This window comes from uncultured Nitrosomonas sp. (genome assembly GCF_902826915.1).
In the GTDB taxonomy this organism is placed as follows: domain Bacteria; phylum Pseudomonadota; class Gammaproteobacteria; order Burkholderiales; family Nitrosomonadaceae; genus Nitrosomonas.
The window spans coordinates 1-18,664 of sequence record NZ_CADEGP010000025.1 but is presented as its reverse complement, the minus strand read 5'-3'; the positions used below and the strand labels follow the sequence as shown (position 1 = coordinate 18,664).

Annotated in this window: 14 protein-coding genes and 3 pseudogenes; all 17 read left to right on the top strand. The window is 43.1% G+C overall.

Going from position 1 to position 18,664, the window contains the following annotated elements:
• Nucleotides 1-67 precede the first annotated feature (67 nt).
• The 17 genes and pseudogenes from QZV86_RS06235 to asnB all read left to right on the top strand — a co-directional run bounded on the left by QZV86_RS06235 (nt 68) and on the right by asnB (nt 18,487).
• A complete protein-coding gene (locus tag QZV86_RS06235; protein WP_295625103.1) occupies nt 68-1,348 on the top strand; it encodes a nucleotide sugar dehydrogenase in 1,281 nt (426 codons plus the stop codon).
• Nucleotides 1,349-1,478: 130 nt separating this feature from the next.
• Complete coding sequence (locus QZV86_RS06230) at nt 1,479-2,507, top strand: SDR family oxidoreductase (RefSeq protein ID WP_295625101.1); 1,029 nt, start codon at nt 1,479-1,481, stop codon at nt 2,505-2,507.
• Between the two features lie 72 nt (nt 2,508-2,579).
• Nucleotides 2,580-2,936, top strand: a pseudogene (locus tag QZV86_RS06225) (transposase); the annotation flags it as partial.
• Nucleotides 2,937-2,958: 22 nt separating this feature from the next.
• Nucleotides 2,959-3,336, top strand: a complete 378-nt coding sequence (locus tag QZV86_RS06220; RefSeq protein ID WP_295625099.1) for a hypothetical protein — start codon at nt 2,959-2,961, stop codon at nt 3,334-3,336.
• Between the two features lie 110 nt (nt 3,337-3,446).
• Nucleotides 3,447-3,603, top strand: a pseudogene (locus QZV86_RS06215) (IS1595 family transposase); the annotation flags it as partial.
• Nucleotides 3,604-3,700: 97 nt separating this feature from the next.
• On the top strand, nt 3,701-4,885 hold the full coding sequence (gene lhgO, locus QZV86_RS06210) for an L-2-hydroxyglutarate oxidase (RefSeq protein WP_295625097.1): 1,185 nt from the start codon (nt 3,701-3,703) through the stop codon (nt 4,883-4,885).
• Nucleotides 4,886-4,927: 42 nt separating this feature from the next.
• A complete protein-coding gene (locus tag QZV86_RS06205; protein ID WP_295625095.1) occupies nt 4,928-5,902 on the top strand; it encodes an NAD(P)-dependent oxidoreductase in 975 nt (324 codons plus the stop codon).
• A 490-nt stretch (nt 5,903-6,392) separates the two neighbouring features.
• Entirely contained in the window at nt 6,393-7,535 is a 1,143-nt protein-coding gene (locus tag QZV86_RS06200; RefSeq protein WP_295625093.1) for a LegC family aminotransferase, read from the top strand.
• The gene (locus QZV86_RS06195) at nt 7,519-8,178 is read left to right on the top strand and encodes a sugar transferase (protein WP_295625091.1); all 660 of its coding nucleotides are present in this window, start codon (nt 7,519-7,521) and stop codon (nt 8,176-8,178) included. Before QZV86_RS06200 ends, QZV86_RS06195 begins: the two co-directional genes overlap by 17 nt.
• Before the next feature lie 126 nt (nt 8,179-8,304).
• The gene (gene tnpA / locus QZV86_RS06190; RefSeq protein ID WP_295625089.1) at nt 8,305-8,748 is read left to right on the top strand and encodes an IS200/IS605 family transposase; all 444 of its coding nucleotides are present in this window, start codon (nt 8,305-8,307) and stop codon (nt 8,746-8,748) included.
• A 126-nt stretch (nt 8,749-8,874) separates the two neighbouring features.
• Nucleotides 8,875-10,215 carry a lipid II flippase MurJ gene (locus tag QZV86_RS06185; RefSeq protein ID WP_295625087.1) on the top strand — a complete coding sequence of 447 codons (1,341 nt, stop codon included), beginning with the start codon at nt 8,875-8,877 and terminating at the stop codon, nt 10,213-10,215.
• Between the two features lie 8 nt (nt 10,216-10,223).
• Nucleotides 10,224-11,357, top strand: coding sequence for a glycosyltransferase family 4 protein (locus tag QZV86_RS06180; protein ID WP_295625085.1), 1,134 nt, complete (start codon nt 10,224-10,226; stop codon nt 11,355-11,357).
• A 24-nt stretch (nt 11,358-11,381) separates the two neighbouring features.
• Nucleotides 11,382-12,704, top strand: a complete 1,323-nt coding sequence (locus QZV86_RS06175) for an O-antigen ligase (RefSeq protein ID WP_295625083.1) — start codon at nt 11,382-11,384, stop codon at nt 12,702-12,704.
• A gap of 114 nt (nt 12,705-12,818) precedes the next feature.
• On the top strand, nt 12,819-13,940 hold the full coding sequence (locus tag QZV86_RS06170; RefSeq protein WP_295625081.1) for a glycosyltransferase family 4 protein: 1,122 nt from the start codon (nt 12,819-12,821) through the stop codon (nt 13,938-13,940).
• Nucleotides 13,941-14,030: 90 nt separating this feature from the next.
• Nucleotides 14,031-15,161 (top strand): glycosyltransferase, encoded by a 1,131-nt coding sequence (locus tag QZV86_RS06165; RefSeq protein WP_295625079.1) that lies wholly within the window; start codon nt 14,031-14,033, stop codon nt 15,159-15,161.
• A gap of 93 nt (nt 15,162-15,254) precedes the next feature.
• Nucleotides 15,255-16,397: pseudogene (locus QZV86_RS06160) on the top strand (IS3 family transposase).
• A 125-nt stretch (nt 16,398-16,522) separates the two neighbouring features.
• Nucleotides 16,523-18,487 carry an asparagine synthase (glutamine-hydrolyzing) gene (gene asnB / locus QZV86_RS06155; protein ID WP_295625077.1) on the top strand — a complete coding sequence of 655 codons (1,965 nt, stop codon included), beginning with the start codon at nt 16,523-16,525 and terminating at the stop codon, nt 18,485-18,487.
• Nucleotides 18,488-18,664: the final 177 nt, after the last annotated feature.

The following is an 18,664-nucleotide window of genomic DNA, read 5'->3' as shown; positions in this document are numbered from 1 at the left end:
GAGCACTGTTGAATAGAACTTTCTATGATGGCATCATATACTGAAACACCTAGGAGATTATATAGCTATGGATATAGTGGCAGTTGTAGGATTGGGATACGTCGGTTTACCTTTAGCTGTTGAATTTGGGAAAGAGAGGCAAACAATTGGCTATGATCTTTCGGTAAACAAGATTGATAGCTATAAACAATACATTGATCCAACAGGAGAAGTTTCAACTAAAGATCTGCGCCAAGCAAGTCAATTAACTGTCACTACTGATCCAAGCAAATTATCGCAAGCTGATTATGTTGTTATTGCTGTGCCAACACCAGTTGATCTTGCACATCAACCAGATTTTAAACCATTGATTGGTGCCAGTGAAAGCGTCGGAAAATACCTTAAGCGCGGTGCAATTATTATATATGAATCTACTGTTTATCCTGGGGCAACTGAAGAAGTTTGTATTCCCGTATTAGAAAAGCACTCAGGTATGAAATGGAAACAAGATTTTCATGTTGGATTTTCACCTGAGCGGATTAACCCTGGTGATAAGCAACATACGCTGACAACAATTCTTAAAGTGGTGTCTGGAGATGATGAAATATCTCTAGAAAAAATAGCTCAGTTATATGAGAGCATTATTACTGCCGGTGTTTATCGCGCTTCAAGTATTAAAGTCGCTGAGGCTGCCAAAGTGATCGAGAATACCCAACGGGATTTGAATATCGCGTTAATGAATGAGCTGGCTATTATTTTTGATAAATTGGAAATTGATACTCTGGAAGTATTGGAAGCTGCTGGTACGAAATGGAATTTTTTGCCATTTCGTCCTGGTTTAGTTGGCGGGCATTGTATTGGTGTAGATCCTTATTATCTAACGCATAAAGCTGAAATGGTTGGCTATATACCACAGGTGATACTAGCAGGCCGCCGTATTAACGACAATATGGCAAAGTTTATTGCTGAGCAAACTATTAAGCAGATCATTAAAGCTGGCTTCAATGTACATGCCGCCAAGGTAAATGTGCTTGGATTGACTTTCAAAGAAAATTGCCCAGACTTAAGAAACTCAAAGGTTATTGATGTAATTCGTGAACTTCAAGATTATGGTGTGGAAATTCATGTTTGCGACCCTGTAACAAACGCAAAGGAAGCAATACACGAATACGCTATAGAACTTGAATTATGGGAAAATCTTCCATGTGCTGAGGCCATGATTGTAGCTGTTTCTCATCAGGAATTTATCTCCAAGACCGTACTAGACTTGCAATCTAAGATTGTTAATAATGGTTGTCTTATTGATGTTAAATCTCAGTTCAATCAATCTGAATTCCTTAGAAAAGGACTTAAAGTCTGGAGACTCTAATTTAATCTCTTCCGGGTTTAATTCCTTGCTCCTTGGGGCGAAGGCTGGTTGAAAACCGGCAGTCTGAAGAGCGCTTTTAATACCTCGCTGCTTGCGGCGGGGTGCTTTATTAAAATGAGAAACTATCTAAATGACATCTTACCAAAGAATTCAGCAGGAATTATATGAAAACCAATATTGCTGGCTCATTACTGGGGTCGCCGGCTTTATCGGATCAAATATTCTAGAAACTTTATTAAAGTTGAACCAGAGGGTTATTGGTCTGGATAATTTCTCAACGGGTTATCAACATAATCTCGATCAAGTCAAAGAGATAGTCGGGAATGATACTTGGAAAAATCTCAGATTTATTGAAGGAGATATTTGTGAAATCAATGATTGTAGGATAGCCTGCGAAGATGTTGATTTTGTTTTGCATCAAGCTGCCCTGGGTTCGGTACCACGGTCTATTAATGATCCAATCTTAACGAATGAAAACAACATTTCAGGTTTTTTGAAAATTCTGATGGCCTCTCGTGAGGTTTCTGTTAAACGATTTGTGTATGCTGCATCCAGTTCAACTTATGGAGATCAACCTGATTTACCAAAAATAGAGTCAGTTATAGGACAACCCCTTTCGCCATACGCGGTTACTAAATATGTCAATGAGCTTTATGCCGATGTTTTTGCACGCTGTTATGGTACAGAGTCTATTGGACTACGTTATTTTAACGTATTTGGTCCAAGGCAAGACCCAAATGGCGCATATGCTGCAGTTATTCCACAGTGGATTGCCGCCTTGATTAGGAATGATACATTGAAAATTAATGGCGATGGCGAAACTAGCAGAGATTTTTGTTTTGTAGATAATGTGGTTCAAGCAAACTTACTTGCGGCACTGGTTAGAAGACATCAATCAGTGAACCAAGTCTACAATATTGCGCTCAATGAGCGCACCAGCTTAAATCAGCTTTATGCAATGATGCGTTCTTTACTGATTGATAAATTTCCTGATCTTCGTAGCCACCAACCCCAATATTCTGCATTCCGGAAAGGTGACATTCGTCATTCTCAGGCGGATATTTCAAAGGCAAAGGATCTTCTGGGTTATGAACCCACACATTTTATTAATGAGGGCCTTACATGTGCTATGGATTGGTACGTAGCTAATCTTTCCTAGGGCGTGCTGACAATTGGATGTAAGTGAATCTGTAATATTTATGGTTTTCTCGTTGGGTTTTGAATTGCCGATGGAGAGGTGGATGATTGTTCTGCAGCTCCGCAGCTGATTGTCAGATTACTTGATGTGAAGTGATCATTGCAGACAAAGGTTATGATAGCGAGCGTATACGGCAACAGATTGCGAAGAACGGAGTTGGTCGGGTCTATAATACCAAGAAAGCACAATTCGTTGAAAGTTAATACAGACCTGGACTGGAACTTGTATAAATATCGATTTTTGGTGGAAAACGCTTTTGCGTAATTAGAGCAATATTGCGCAGTGACAACGCGACATGACAGGCTGAAGATAAATTACGAAAGCATGATTTTCATGGCTTGTAGATATCTAGACTACCCATGTGAAATGTCAACAGATTTTAGAAGATAACAAAAAGTATTGGAGGAGGTACTTGAAACAATTAGGACAAATCCAGATCATTAATACTTTGATTGAGAGCCGTGCAGGAATACCTTCAATGCGCTGGCAGGAGCGTCGTTGGCTTTATTGTGCAACAAGAGAGAACAAATGGCTGGAGGAATACGCACCGCAAATGACTGAAGGGCAAAGCAGTCGTAAAAACGCCAAAGCCGGTGGCGCGCATCGAAACACGTCATTTCGTGAGCACCACCGTATCCAGCGAAGATTAGTTGGTATCGCTGAAGCAGGCGGGGCATTTTTTCTTAAATTTTGTTCAAGGGTAAGAGCCAATAAATGGCTCCAGCTATACTCAAGCGCGGTGAAAGAGCTTCGAGACGTGACCTATCCAACGAACAAATTCCTATGCTGATTTGCCGTGATCGCACTGGAGGTGCTGCCGATTTTGTTTCGGAAAAGACCAACAAGATAAACATTGGTGCTGCTGCTCGTGAAATAGTCATCGTACATCGCTCAACTAAATTAGCCGCGGGTATCTTTCTACTCGTTGCCAAGGTCTATACGTTCAGGACGTCAACAATGCCTACGATAGTTGGCTCAAAGAATGGATGCGCAGATTTTTCACGGCATTGCTACGTGTTACTTTCCAAGCTATCTTGGCTGGAGGTGGATAATCGATCAAGCTCGTGATTCACCATTTCCTCGTGCAATTATGCACGTAGCATTAGACATGAACTCAAACCAACAATCAAGAATGATATAGATAAAATAAATATATGAAGTATGATATAGCCATCGTCGGAGCTGGAATTGTTGGTTTAGCTACTGGACTCCAAGTTTTGAAGAAAAGCCCTGATTTGAAGATTTGTTTTATAGAAAAAGAATCTACTATTGCCCAGCACCAAACAGGCCATAATAGCGGAGTCATTCATTCTGGTATTTATTACAAACCGGGAAGCCTCAAAGCTCTGAATTGCAAACGGGGGTATGACCTGATGTTGGAGTTTGTTAGGGCATACGATATTCCATACGAACTTTGTGGCAAAATTATTGTAGCAACGGAAGAAAAGGAACTTTTAGGACTAGATGATATATATAAGCGAGGTATTGAAAATGGATTAAAAGATTTAGAATTACTAAGTAGCCAGGAAATTAAAGGAATAGAGCCCTATGTGTCAGGTATAAAGGCTATACGTGTCCCACAGACGGGTATTACGGATTATAAGTTGGTTGCGAGGAAGTATAAAGAACTTTTAGATACTAGAGGGGTAGATTTCTTTTTTGAACATAAAGTAATTGACTTAGATAATGGAGATAGAAGTGTAACAATTAGAACGAATAAAGGCGAATTTCAGTCAGACAAGGTAATTAATTGCGGAGGGCTTTACTCAGATAAACTGGCTCGAATTACGGTTGATGACCTGGAATATAAGATCGTGCCATTTCGTGGAGAATATTACCACCTAAAGCCAAATGCAAATCACTTAATAAAGGGCCTAATATATCCTGTTCCGGATCCTAGCTTTCCTTTTTTAGGAGTTCATTTTACAAAGACAATCCAGGGAGGAGTGAAATGCGGCCCGAATGCAGTTTTTGCTCTCGGTCGAGAGGGTTACCAGAAGAGCAACATCAATGTTAGTGAATTATTTGAGTCCTTGACATATTCTGGATTTCTCTCATTAGCCATGAAGCACTGGAAAGCAGGTTGTATGGAAATGCATCGGTCCTTTTCCAGAAAGGCATATGTCGAATCGCTTCAAAAGCTCATTCCATCCATTACGGGCGATGATGTACTCCCGGGCTTAACAGGCGTTCGGGCACAGGCTATAAAAAAAGATGGTTCAATGGTAGACGATTTCTTAATATTGCATAATAAGCGCATTATTAATATTTGCAATGCACCATCACCGGCAGCTACTGCGTCTTTAGCAATTGGGGAACATGTCGCCTCAATAATATGAAGACAATTAGAAGATATATATTATAGGAACTTAGGAATTATTATGAAAAAAATTCTAGTTACAGGAGGAGCGGGATATATTGGCTCCTTAGTAGTAAGACAATTACTTGCTAAAGGTGGATATCACGTAAGAGTAATTGACTCGCTCAAATGGGGCGGTGATGCACTTTATGATGTAATGCAACACCCCGAATTTGAATTTATAAAAGGCGACATACGGAATCAGAATGACTTAGATAAAGCATTAACAGGAATAAATGGGATTATTCATCTAGCAGCGATAGTTGGTGATCCAGCTTGTACCAAATTTAGCGACGAAGCTAAAGAAACTAATTGGAAAGCTTCCATAAAACTCTTTGATGCAGCTGAGCAGGCCGGAGTAGATCGATTTGTATTTGCATCTACCTGTAGTAACTACGGCAAGATGGCGAACAGCGATGGATTTCTGAATGAAAATTCTCCACTAAACCCTATTTCACTATATGCAGAGTTGAAAGTTAAATTTGAAGATTATATCCTCAATCAACGAAAGGACAGTAGGATGTGTGCTACCTCACTGAGATATTCTACAGTTCATGGATTCTCGCCACGAATACGATTTGATCTTACTGTAAATGAATTTACAAGAAATATGGTTTTAGAGCATTTCCAGGAAATATGGGGAGAACAGTTTTGGAGACCGTATTGTCATGTTGATGATTTGTCAAGCGCAGCAATTCTAGTATTAGAATCGCCTACGGAGAAAGTTAAGACCAATGTTTTTGGTGTAGGAGACACTAGTGAAAACTATCAAAAAGGCATGATCATTCGCGAGGTTCAAAAACTTGTTGACGGGGAAGTTAAATATGTAGCAAAGAACGAAGATCCTCGTGACTATAGAGTGGACTTTACAAAAATAAAAGAAGAATTAGGTTTCAAAATCACTAAAACTGTTCCTGATGGCATACGAGAGATTAAAAAAATACTGGATTCACGGATCATCGATGATCCGTATGGTCAAAAATTTCGAAATATTTAAATACTAAAGTCTCATCGTTGTTTCGCCGTCTTAAGATTACCAAGGTGCACAATGGTTGTATGCTGAAGGTAATTTTGATAGAACTTGCTATTTTTAAATAATAACTCCATAAAATTGCTTTTGGGCACAGGTAGATACAGGTGTTTTCTTAAAATAAAGCACCCCGCCGCAAGCAGCGAGGTATTAAAAGCGCTCTTCAGACTGCCGGTTTTCAACCAGCCTTCGCCCCAAGGAGCAAGGAATTAAACCCGGAAGAGATTAAAAAATTCACGCAGATAATCATGCAATTAATATTGCTGCAGAGAAAAGCATGAACTTCACTTTAAACTTACAATTCCCCGTGGTCTTACCGCGAGGATAGGTGCAGGGCGCGCGGAGAAATCTATTATTAATACCTGCGTAAGTAGCTGCAGATCGAGCGAATACAAACCCTATATTCTATAGGATGATGCTGATGAACGAACTTATAAAACAATTAATACTATAAATCATGATTTTACTTTCCGGACCAAATATTTCTGGCAACGAATGGAAATATGTTAAAGATTGCCTAGATACAGGCTGGATTTCCTCAGTAGGCTCCTATGTTACTAAATTCGAAAATATGCTGGCCGAATTTTCCGGCTCCAAATATGGAGTCGCCACTTCTAATGGAACAGCAGCATTACACATTTCATTAATTCTTTTAGATATTAAACAAGGTGATCGTGTAATTGTACCTAATCTCACTTTTATAGCCAGCGTAAACTCCATAAAATATACGGGAGCTGATCCTGTATTTATAGATGTTGATCCTAATACTTGGCAAATGGATTTAAATCTGCTTGAGTCATTTCTTGAGGAGAACACTCAGATAGAAGAGAAGGGCGCCAGATTAAAACTCAATGGTGCGTTAATAAAAGCGATAATGCCTGTTCATGTATTGGGTAATATGTGCAATATGGATAAGCTATTATCTATTGCTAATAAGTTCAATTTAAAGGTGGTAGAAGATTCGACCGAAGCTTTGGGTTCTTACTATAATGGCAAGCATGCCGGATCCTTTGGTGAACTTGGTTGCTTTAGCTTTAATGGGAACAAGATAATCACGTGTGGTGGTGGTGGTGCAATTGTGACAGATAATGAAGGTTTAGCGAAAAAAGCTAAGCATTTAACTACTCAAGCAAAAGCGGATAGTTTTGAATATTTTCATGACGAAATTGGTCATAATTATAGATTGGTAAATACCAGTGCAGCCATAGGGGTTGCACAAATGGAACAGCTTGAAAGGTTCATTCGGTTGAAGCATGAGATCAAGAATTTTTATCAGGAACAGTTGTCAGGAGTGGGGGATATTGAGTTTCAATCCATTGAGAAAAATACAAACCCTAATTGGTGGTTGTTTACTATAAAGACGGAAAGGCAGAAAGATCTCTTGAAAATTTTAAATGAAAACGAAATGCAGTCTCGTCCCTTCTGGATTCCAATGAATCAATTACCAATGTTTAAAAATGATTTATATGTCACAGAAAATGATTTGTCTAATTCTATTTATCAAAGATGTTTAAGCATACCATGCTCTACGGATATCACTATTGAACAGTTGACTAGTATTTCGGAAACTATAAAGAAAGTATATGTACAGAATTTTTAAGAGGATATTTGATTTTTTATTAGCGCTAATTGCGCTAATCTTTCTTTTACCTCTTTTTATTCCAGTAATACTAATTTTAAGTGTCACTGGTGAAAGAGAAGTGTTCTATTTACAAAACAGGGTAGGGTTCAAAAATAAGTGCTTCAAGATTTGGAAGTTCGCTACCATGCTAAAAGATAGCGAAAAAATTGGAATGGGAAGTATTACGGTATGCAATGATTCGCGAGTTCTTCCCTTTGGGAGTTTCCTTCGAAAGACTAAAATTAATGAATTACCACAAGTCATCAATGTTCTAATTGGTAGTATGAGCATTGTTGGTCCGAGACCGCTTATGCTTGTCGATTTTAAGAAATATAATTTGGAACAACAGAAATCAGTTTACAATTGCAAGCCTGGGATTACAGGTATTGGATCGATTGTTTTTCGAGATGAACAAAAGATGGTTTCCAATACCAGTATGGATCCTCAAGAATATTATCTTAAACAGATTATACCTTACAAAGGAAGGTTGGAAGCTTGGTATCAGGAAAATGCTTCATTACTGGTTGATTTTAAAATTATCTTCTTAACAGCTTGGGTAATCATCTTTCCTAATAGCGATTTACATAATTATATTTTTAATGATTTACCAAAACAATCGTAAACACGGATGATTGTGTATTGCGGATTCGAATAATAAAGTGTAGTCAAGTTACGTAGCAATTAAATCTGTAACGATTTAATCTCTTCCGGGTTTAATTCCTCGCTCCTTGGGGCGTAAAATATTCGCGTGAGCGAATATATACATAAGCGACATAACGTAACAACATTGCTTTATCACTTGGTATTTCCAGCGAAATATCGTCGCGCTGTGTTCGATAAGGCAATAGATAAGAGACTGGGAGATGTGTGTCTTGAGCTGGAGAAGCGTTACCAGTTGAAATTTCTGGAGATTGGAACAGATGAAGATCATGTTCATTTTTTAGTGCAAAGCGTTCCTTCCTATAGTGTAACAAAACTGGTAACGCTGATTAAGAGTATCACAGCAAGTGAGATATTTCGCTTGTGTCCTCATGTCAAAAAACAACTCTGGGGCGGTGAGTTTTGGAGTGATGGCTATTTTGCGAGTACTGTTGGTCGTCATGGCGATGAACACACGATAAGGAACTATGTTAAGGGACAAGGGAAAGAGTATCAAAAACTACACGAAGATAGGCAGCTTGCACTTTTCTAACTTCCCACATCTCACAGCTCTGATACCTCGCCCCTTGGGGCGGGGGCGTTCATTTAAACTTAAACTGTCCGGTTTTTGTGAAGCATTGCGGCGCATCAAGAGCAGCCTTATAGATAATGGATTGATATGGTTGTAGCTTGGCTTGATCGCATCCGCCGTCACATGGTGAATCCGGAATCGCATCATCGCCGTATTGCCGGCAGCTTTCTGTTGGTGAGTTTCTTTGCTCTGGTTGGAAAACTGGCTGGCGCAGCGAAGGAAATGACCATTGCATGGCGCTACGGCATCAGCGAGACCGTGGATGCTTATATCTTCGTTTTCACTCTGACCACTTGGTTTCCAACTATTTGGTTCAGTGCCTTGACTGTTGTGTTGGTGCCGCTTGCGGCACGTCTAAGAATTAACGATCCATCGGAGATACCTAGATTTAGGAGTGAGCTGCTGGGCTTCACATTGATATTTGGTATTCTCCTATGCATTCTGATGTATTGGATACTTCCTTATATCTTGAATGCAGGCTGGACGAGGCTATCTGTACCCACATTGGACTTGGCGAGCAAGTTCGCTAGAGTGCTTGCGCCGCTCGTGCTACTGGGCTTTATTATCAGCCTATTTTCCGCTTGGATGTTGGCTGGTGGTCACCATCGTAATACACTTCTCGAGGCGATACCAGCCTTGGTATTGCTTGGGGTGTTGTTGTTGCCTTCATCTTGGGTATCTGAACCATTACTTTGGGGTACCCTTGCGGGTTCAGCATTCCAGTTAGCAGCATTGTCCGTACCTCTTAAACAACGAGGTGAGTTACAGGCACCACACTTTAGTTTCCATTCGCCAGCTTGGAAAGGTTTCTGGGATGCCATTGGAGTGTTGGCGATCAGTCAAACTTTAATGAGCTTCACAGGTATCATCGATCAATTCACTGCGGCCAATCTTGGGGCCGGCGCAATTTCCACTCTGAGTTACGCCCATCGTGTTGTTGCGCTCCTGTTGACCTTGGGTGCGATGGCGATCGGCAGGGCAATCTTACCTGTTTTTTCTGACATGTTTGCAAGAGGGGTAGGCGACCTCAGAAGAACTGCTTTTCAATGGGGTGCGTGGATGTTTCTGCTCGGGTTTGGTGCATCTCTGGTTACTTGGTTGCTTTCGCCTTGGGTTGTTGCCATTCTTTTCGAGAGAGGTGCATTCAACGCTACGGATACCAATAGTGTATCGGAAGTGTTACGTTGGGGACTCGTGCAGGTGCCATTCTATTTTGCTGGGCTAGTTGTGGTACAATTACTGGCGAGCCAGCAACGTTATGGGGTGATTGCGTTTCTCGCAATCACCAATCTCTTCGTAAAAATGCTCTGTAATTTTATGTTAGCTGAATGGATGGGAGTGCCAGGCATTGCTTTGGCAACCGGATTAATGTATGTGTGGTCGACAATCTGTTTGTATATTGCTGCGCTTCGAGTAATCCGACCATAATCATAAGTATGAATATCGTTATCCTTACTAATTCTATGAGCAGCGGTGGCGCGGAGCGTGTTACTGCTAATCTAGCCAATGAATGGGCTAAGTGTGGTTGGCAGGTTACAGTGATTACGCTTGCGCCGAAGTCGATGGATTTCTACGAATTGAGTTCTGATATATCACGTATCGCACTTGATCTCTCTGGGGAGTCCTCCAGCATCTTGAAGGCGATTCTCTCAAATCTGCACCGCGTCATTGCTATCCGACGTGAACTACGCAGGCTTTCTCCAGACATCGTTCTAGCAGTGATGACTACCTCCTCTGTGCTTGCTATATTAGCCGGAATAAGGCTTGGTATTCCAGTAATTGCTACGGAGCACAATTATCCACCGATGAAACCGGCAAACTTATTCTGGGACCGAATTCGCAAATGGACTTACCCTTATGCAGCGCGCGTAGTGATGCTTACAAGTGAAGGGCTAGACTGGCTGAATAATAAAATTCCTCGTGCACGAGGGGTGGTTATCCCCAACCCATCTTCCTATCCGTTGGCAATATCCGAGCCCTTTTTAGCTCCAGCAGCATGGATTGCGTCAGAGCGTAGGCTCCTGCTCGCAGTAGGTCGCTTGGACGAACAAAAAGGCTTTGATTATTTGCTCATGGCTTTTTCAGAGCTTGTAGCGGCACACCAGGACTGGGACCTGGTAGTTCTTGGAGAAGGTTTACTACGAGAGGCACTGGAATTACAAATGCAAACACATGCCCTGGAAACGCGAGTGCACTTGCCGGGTCGTGTGGGTAATGTGAGCGACTGGTATCAACGTGCCGATTTGTATGTGATGAGTTCACGCTACGAAGGCTTTCCTATGACCTTGGTTGAGGTCATGGCACATGGATGTGCGGCAGTGAGTTATGATTGCGATACTGGCCCGCGCGATATTATCCGGCATGGTGTAGACGGATTGCTGGTAAGTCCGGTGGGTGATGTGCCTGCTCTCGCTAGTGCACTAGATCAATTGATGCGGAATGATGAAGCACGCGAGCGTATGGGGCAGAGGGCCATCGAAATCAGAGAGCGTTATTCGCCAGAAAGTATATTGACCATGTGGAACAAACTTTTTAACGAGGAAGTCTCAAGCCAGGTTATTAAATGTTAGTTATAAACATGAGGCAATCTCTTCATGTCACATAATACAAGAATATCTAGAAGCCATTGGTTTGCTTCCATCAGCTTGGCAGTGCTGGGGATAATTTTTCTAACCAATTGGCCTAATTATTATTACACCATACTTGGTGGACCACCGACTACATTGTATTATGCAATAGCTGGCATAATGGCATCGATGTTGATTTTTATACGTCCGAGTGCGTTGAATCCTTTGCTAAATGAACCGCTGCTTTATTGGTTTGTGGTTTATGCAATAACCGGCTTACTCTGGTTGGTGCTGATTGACGATGGATATCTTGATCTTGAGAATCGTGGATGGCGGGTAAGGTTTTTAATGATGTTGTTGTTCGCGGTTAGTCTGGTGTTGGCGTCAGCTACAGATCTTCACCGATTAGTATGGATATGGTTTGGCTGTGCCTTATTTGCGGCTATATGTTTCTGGGTGGATTTTCTTAAACCTGCCTTCTTTGTTCCTTTTGATAATGAATTGAGTAATCCGGGGCGCGCGTCAGGCTGGTTTCTCAATGCCAATATGGCGGGTAATGCGTTGATACTGATGTGTATTGCCGCAATGCCATTTGTGCACATGCGTATGCGTGTTCTATTGGCCATGATTATGCTCATTGGCGTGTTTCCGACATTTTCTCGCTCATCTCTCTTGCTTGCGATTCTAGTGACAGCGGTATGGGTTTGGCGCGGACAATTTAACAAGAAAACATTTATCGCATTGTTAATTGTAACGCCATTAAGTGTTGCTATCTGCTCTGAGTTGTTTATGAGAGGAATCGGTTCGCCCGACATTAATTATGAAAATGTGATGAACCGTCTGAGTTTTTTTAAGAGTATGAGTGAAGTGGATGACGACAGCGCAAATGAGAGACGCCATGTCGCTGAGCTTGGGTGGCAAAAATTCACGGAAGAACCATTATTAGGATTTGGCGCAGGAAAGATGGATGCGGACTCAAGAACATGGGGTTATTCACAATCTACACATAATATGTACCTAATGCTAGTACTTGAACAGGGTCTATTTGGAGGCATTCTTTATTTGTCGTTTATAGGCATCATTTATATCAGGGGAATGCGTTTATATCGACATGGCTTGTCGCGTCAGGAATGTGACACAGGTACGGCATTGGTTTTGATTGCTATTTATTTTGCATTTTTAGGTTTTTTTAGTCACACTATGTTGAGTGAAGCTGTAGGCATAATAACACTTGCATCACTACTGGCTGAAGAGCGTAAGGCCATCGGGCGGACTCAAGCGGCGTTATTTGAGGGGCGACCTGTTGAGACAGGTAAAACAGACTCTTATAAACTCTGGGTGGGTAAGTAATTTAAGCTATATGTTTTTTATGGTGATTATGGTCTGATCTCAATAGTTTAGCTCGGATTTTATCCATTCATTTTTTCAAAATGATCCGTAAAAAATTATTGTTGGATCGTTGCTATGATTAGAAAAATCTTGTTTCTTGTTAGCTCCATGAATAGCGGTGGCGCTGAACGTGTAGCTGCTAACCTAGCTAATGCTTGGGTAGAGCGTGGTGATCAAGTCACACTGGTAGTGACCTATTCCAAACGTGGCGAATGTTTTTATTCGCTTTCGGAAGGCGTCGAGCTGTGCTACCTAGCGGATCTGACAGGTCATAGCGATCGACAAGGTCCTCTACGGCAGGTCAAACGTCTCTTAGCGCTTCGTCGCTTGATTAAGACTACCAAACCCGATGTAGTGTTGTCGTTTCTTTCCAATGTAAATATCGCCGCCTTAGTGGCATCCTACTACAGTGAATACTCCGTGATTGTTTCAGAGCACACATATCCCCCAATGGCCTCGGTAGGTTGGGTTTATAAGTGCTTGCGCAAATGGACTTACCCCTATGCAGCGTGCGTAGTGATGCTTACAAATGAGGGATTAAGTTGGCTGAATGATAAAATTCCACGTGCGCGTGGGGTAGTGATTCCTAATCCATCTTGTTATCCGCTGGCAGTATCCGAGCCCAGTTTAGCTCCGACATCATGGATCACGCCAGAGCGCAGGCTCTTGCTTGCAGTAGGCCGCATAGATGAGAATAAAGGTTTTGATTATTTGCTCATAGCTTTTTCAGAGCTTGCGGCGATGCACCAGAACTGGGACTTGGTAATTCTTGGGGAAGGGCCGCTACGACGATCGTTGGCATCGCAAGTACAAGTGCTTGGCTTGGAAGCGCGAATTCATCTACCGGGTCGTGCGGGCAATGTGAGCGATTGGTATCAGCGTGCCGATTTGTATGTGATGAGTTCACTATCCGAAGGTTTTCCCAACACCTTAGTCGAGGCCATGGCATATGGATGCGCAGCGGTGAGTTCTGATTGCGATACTGGCCCGCGCGATATTATCCGGCATGGTGTAGACGGATTGCTGGTAAGTCCGGTGGGTGATGTGCCTGCTCTCGCTAGTGCACTAGATCAATTGATGCGGAATGATGAAGCACGCGAGCGTATGGGGCAGAGGGCCATCGAAATCAGAGAGCGTTATTCGCCAGAAAGTATATTGACCATGTGGGATAAGCTGTTTGATAAAGTCACAAAATAAATCTAAGCTGACGGGTCTTGCGCATATGTGGAAGAATAATTCATCATATGTTTCTTAGTAGTGCGATATTATTAAGTAAATAAATCATTTATGAGAATTATTCATGTAATTACGGGTCTTGGTGATGGTGGTGCAGAAAAGAATTTATATCAATTGTGTTCTCACGATGAGTTAAATACTCACATTGTTTTCTCACTCATGGACAAAGGTAAATATGGTACTTTATTGCACGAAGAGGGGATTACAGTCCATCAGTTAAATATGCCGCAAGGTCGTGTAACCATATCTGGCATGGTTAAATTGTATCGATTGATCCGCAGCTTAAAACCTGATGTGGTACAAACTTGGATGTATCATGCCGACATCGTTGGTGGCGTGTTGGCACGATTAGCAGGAGTGAACAGAGTGTTCTGGGGCGTTCGTAGCGCGCTCGAGCCGGGCAAATCACGCCGTTCCACCATTGCTATTGCGCACTTAAACGCCCGTCTATCGCATTGGATACCGGCCGGTATTGTCTGTTGTGCTGAGCGAGCACGGGAAACACAACAGACACTGGGCTTTGATATCGACAAGTTGGTCGTGATACCCAACGGTTACGACCTGAACCATTTTAAGCCAGACACTACAACGCGGCTACGACTGCGCGAGGAATGGGGCGTGGACCATGACATGGCATTGCTTGGCATGGTTGGTCGCTTTAACCCGCTAAAAGACCACGAAAACCTACTGCGTGCCCTTACCCTACTCAAGCAGAGGAATATACTGTTTCGCTGCGTGCTTGTGGGGCATGGTTTAGACGCAGACAATGTCCAGCTTGTCGCTTGGCTAGAACAATACAATCTGCGCAATGAAGTGCTGTTGCTCAGCCAGCGTAGCGATGTCCCTGCTGTGATGAGCGCTCTGGATCTGCATGTACTATCATCGAGTAACGAGGCATTCCCTAACGTACTGGCCGAGGCCATGGCCTGTGGTACGCCTTGTGTCACCACCGATGTGGGCGATGCCGCCTTCATTGTTGGTGACACCGGCTGGATAATACCGCCTTCTGATTCGGTGCAGCTTGCCGGGGCCATTCAGTCTGCCTTGGCAACGCGCGGTAACATCACCGACTGGCAGATTCGTTGTGAGGCGGCACGCATGAGGGTGATTGAGAACTTCAGTCTGAAAAAGATGATTGCGGCGTATCATGCCGTGTGGGGACGCGATAGTAAGGAACGGTAGCTTGTGTGCTATAAGCGTATCGTGGGGCACTGCTGAGGTCTAATAGACCCGGACACTCCAGTTAAGAGAAAATAATCTTAATTGGAGGAAGAAATGGAAACGAAGAAACAATATATAAAGGAATTCAAACTGGACGCAATTAGTCTGGTATTTGATCAGGGATTAACGATAGCAGAAGCGGCCAGGAGCCTGGAAATCAGGTCTAACATGCTTGGGCGATGGGTCAGGGAGAGCCAGGCGGATACTAATGGTCAGGCATTCCGCGGTAATGGGAAACTGCAGGAAGTAATCCGGCGACTTAAGATAGAAAACAAGCGATTAAAGGAGGAGGCGGTCTTTTTCGCAAAAGAAACGAAGTGAAGTATTCGTTTATTACCCAAAAGTAAAAGACCTGCCCGGTCGGCTTGATGTGCCGGCTATTGGGTGTGAGTCGCAGTGCTTACTATGACTATGAACAACGCCGCCGCAACTGCCCGGATGATCTGCGTCACCGACAACTGATTGGTGCTGTGCAGAATATTGCAAAATCATGCGATTACATCTATGGCAGTCGCAGGGTAAAACGAGCGCTAAATGCCTTGGGCTATCGGGTTAGTCGCTGGAAGACAAGAGAACTAATGCAGAAAGCTGGGATACAAGTGAGACACCGGAAGAAATACAAGGTGACGACGGACATCAATCACCCATTGCCAGTGTTTGAGAACCAATTGAATCGGCAATTTACGGTTGCCAGACCGGATCAAGTCTATGTTTGCGACATTACCTACATTTGGACTCAGGAAGGCTGGCTGTATCTGGCGGTTGTCATCGATTTGTTCTCCAGGAAAGTGGTTGGGTGGAGCATGAGCTCACGGATGAAAGCGACACTGGTCTGCGATGCATTGCGAATGGCGATCTGGTTGCGTCGGCCACCGCCGGGGTTGATTGTGCAGCAGGACTCGTGGATCGCAGTATGCCGGCAAAGCATACCGCAATCTACTGAAAGCATATGGTTTTATCGGCAGCATGAGTCGCCTGGGGAATTGTTGGGATAATGCAGTTGCGGAAAGTTTCTTTGGCAGCCTCAAGCAGGAACGCTGCCAATGGCGGCATTACCAAACCCGCCATGAAGCACAGCAGGACATTTTGCAGTATATCGCTGTGTTTTATAACAACCAAAGACTGCATTTATACCTGGATTACAAAAGTCCAAATCAATATGAAGCAGAAGCAGCAAAATCGATAAAAGCAGCTTAACTGAGGTGTCCGGTTTTACTTGACCAGGTCACACTTTAGTATTTCGGGCTCCATTGTGATCATTGTGATACTTGGTAGAAGTATGTATCTTACTAAATATTAATGATAAATAAGGAATTACCCAGATGTGTGGAATAGCGGGTGTATTTGGCGGCAATTTTTCACCAATTGAATTTGAAAGAGTCTTGGGGCAAATGAGTAAGGTTATCGAACATCGTGGTCCTGATGATTCAGGTATCTGGTTAGACTGTAATGCATTCGTGGGCTTGGCTCATCGAAGACTATCCATTCTTGATCTTTCGTCTACAGGGCATCAACCGATGCTTTCGGCATCGGGGCGTTTCGTAATAGCATTCAATGGTGAGATATACAACCATCTTGAACTACGCGAGGAACTAGAAAAGCGAAACTGCGCGCCAGATTGGCGTGGCCATACAGATACTGAATCTTTGTTGGCAGCATTCGAATGTTGGGGTATGGAGGCTACGCTAAGAAAAACGGTTGGTATGTTTGCCATTGCCCTATGGGATAGACAAGATAAAAAACTAACCCTAGCGCGTGATCGTATGGGCGAAAAACCACTCTATTATGGTTATGTTGGTGGTATGCTGGCATTCGGGTCAGAATTGAAGGCGTTGTGTAGAATTCCAGGTTTCAATGGGAGCATTGACCGAGGTGCGTTGGCCTTATTATTGCGGCATAGTTTTATTCCTGCGCCCTATTCGATCTATCAGAATATTTTCAAATTGCCTCCCAGCACTTGGCTAGAATTCTCAGTTGATACGTTGCATCGAAGAGAGAAGCCCGTGCCTTTGGCGTATTGGTCAGCGAAGGAAGCCGCGTTTGCGGGTACTGCAGATCCACTTAGGTTTACATCCGATGTTGAGGCGGCCGATGCGTTGGAGTCAAAGTTGATGCAATCGGTGTTAGGACAGATGATGGGCGATGTTCCCTTAGGCGCTTTTCTTTCCGGCGGAGTGGATTCATCCACGGTGGTCGCCCTAATGCAGGCACAGTCACGTCGTCCCGTTAAAACATTTTCGATTGGTTTTAACGAAGATGGCTATAACGAAGCTGTATTCGCTAGGGAAGTTGCTCGTCATTTAGGTACTGAGCATACTGAGCTCTATGTTTCTCCACAAGATGCGTTGAATGTGATTCCAAGGCTGCCGATAATATATGACGAGCCATTCTCGGATTCTTCACAAATACCCACATTTCTAGTTTCGGAACTGACACGCCAGCACGTTACGGTGTCTTTGTCCGGAGATGGTGGCGATGAGCTTTTTTGTGGTTATGATCGTTATTTTTTGGCCGCACGTCTTTGGGGAATGATTTCTTGTCTCCCCGTAAGGTTGCGAAAAACTGCCGCAAGCACTATTCTGGCGATATCTCCTTCTACTTGGGATCGCGTGTACAGATTGGCTTCTGGGTTCATTCCAAATAAGCAGCGATGGCCTGCACCAGGCGACAAGTTGCATAAAGGCGCGGCCTTGTTGAATTGTGATAGCGGATCCTCGTTCTATCGAACTTTTATTAGTCACTGGGCACCGGAAGATGTTGTTCTGAATATGGATGAGCCTGATACTGAATTGACTCGTGGTCTGTCTACGCTACCGTCGCTGGCAGAGCAGATGATGTTGCTCGATTCGATCACTTATTTGCCTGATGATATCCTAACGAAGGTTGACCGTGCAGCCATGGCTGTTAGCTTGGAAACGCGCGTGCCTCTGATTGATCACCGCGTTTATGAGTTTGCCTGGCGGCTGCCGATGAAATATAAGCTGCGAAATGGTGATAGCAAATGGTTGCTGCGCCAGGTATTGTACAAGCATGTGCCGCGAGAATTGATCGATCGGCCCAAGATGGGATTTGGTGTGCCGATTGATTCTTGGTTACGTGGGCCGCTGCGCGATTGGGCCGAAGACTTACTGGATGAATCACGCCTGAAACACGAAGGGTTCTTCAACCCAGTATCTATTCGGCAGAAATGGCTGGAACATTCTACAGGTAGACGAAATTGGCAATATCATTTGTGGAATATATTGATGTTTCAAGCTTGGCTTGAACGCTCATTATCATATAAATGAATTGATTTTGAGGTCTGAAGTCGAGGTTTAGGGAGCAATGGGTAAATTCCACAAAGGTACGTAACGCAACATAGGTTTTACTGCAGTGCTCTTAACTGTTCTATTATTTTGGAAATACAGTTAAATTGAGGTATGCTTATTTTCATGGAGTCCGAAGTTTCATAAGATGAAGACATG

Coding starts and splice junctions, on each gene's coding strand:
- QZV86_RS06205 (WP_295625095.1), top strand. CDS start 4,928: ATGAAAAAAATTCTAGTTACAGGAGGAGCGGGATATATTGGCTCCTTA.
- QZV86_RS06180 (WP_295625085.1), top strand. CDS start 10,224: ATGAATATCGTTATCCTTACTAATTCTATGAGCAGCGGTGGCGCGGAG.
- QZV86_RS06170 (WP_295625081.1), top strand. CDS start 12,819: ATGATTAGAAAAATCTTGTTTCTTGTTAGCTCCATGAATAGCGGTGGC.
- QZV86_RS06185 (WP_295625087.1), top strand. CDS start 8,875: ATGGTTGTAGCTTGGCTTGATCGCATCCGCCGTCACATGGTGAATCCG.
- QZV86_RS06235 (WP_295625103.1), top strand. CDS start 68: ATGGATATAGTGGCAGTTGTAGGATTGGGATACGTCGGTTTACCTTTA.
- asnB (WP_295625077.1), top strand. CDS start 16,523: ATGTGTGGAATAGCGGGTGTATTTGGCGGCAATTTTTCACCAATTGAA.
- QZV86_RS06200 (WP_295625093.1), top strand. CDS start 6,393: ATGATTTTACTTTCCGGACCAAATATTTCTGGCAACGAATGGAAATAT.
- QZV86_RS06175 (WP_295625083.1), top strand. CDS start 11,382: ATGTCACATAATACAAGAATATCTAGAAGCCATTGGTTTGCTTCCATC.
- QZV86_RS06230 (WP_295625101.1), top strand. CDS start 1,479: ATGACATCTTACCAAAGAATTCAGCAGGAATTATATGAAAACCAATAT.
- lhgO (WP_295625097.1), top strand. CDS start 3,701: ATGAAGTATGATATAGCCATCGTCGGAGCTGGAATTGTTGGTTTAGCT.
- QZV86_RS06165 (WP_295625079.1), top strand. CDS start 14,031: ATGAGAATTATTCATGTAATTACGGGTCTTGGTGATGGTGGTGCAGAA.
- QZV86_RS06195 (WP_295625091.1), top strand. CDS start 7,519: ATGTACAGAATTTTTAAGAGGATATTTGATTTTTTATTAGCGCTAATT.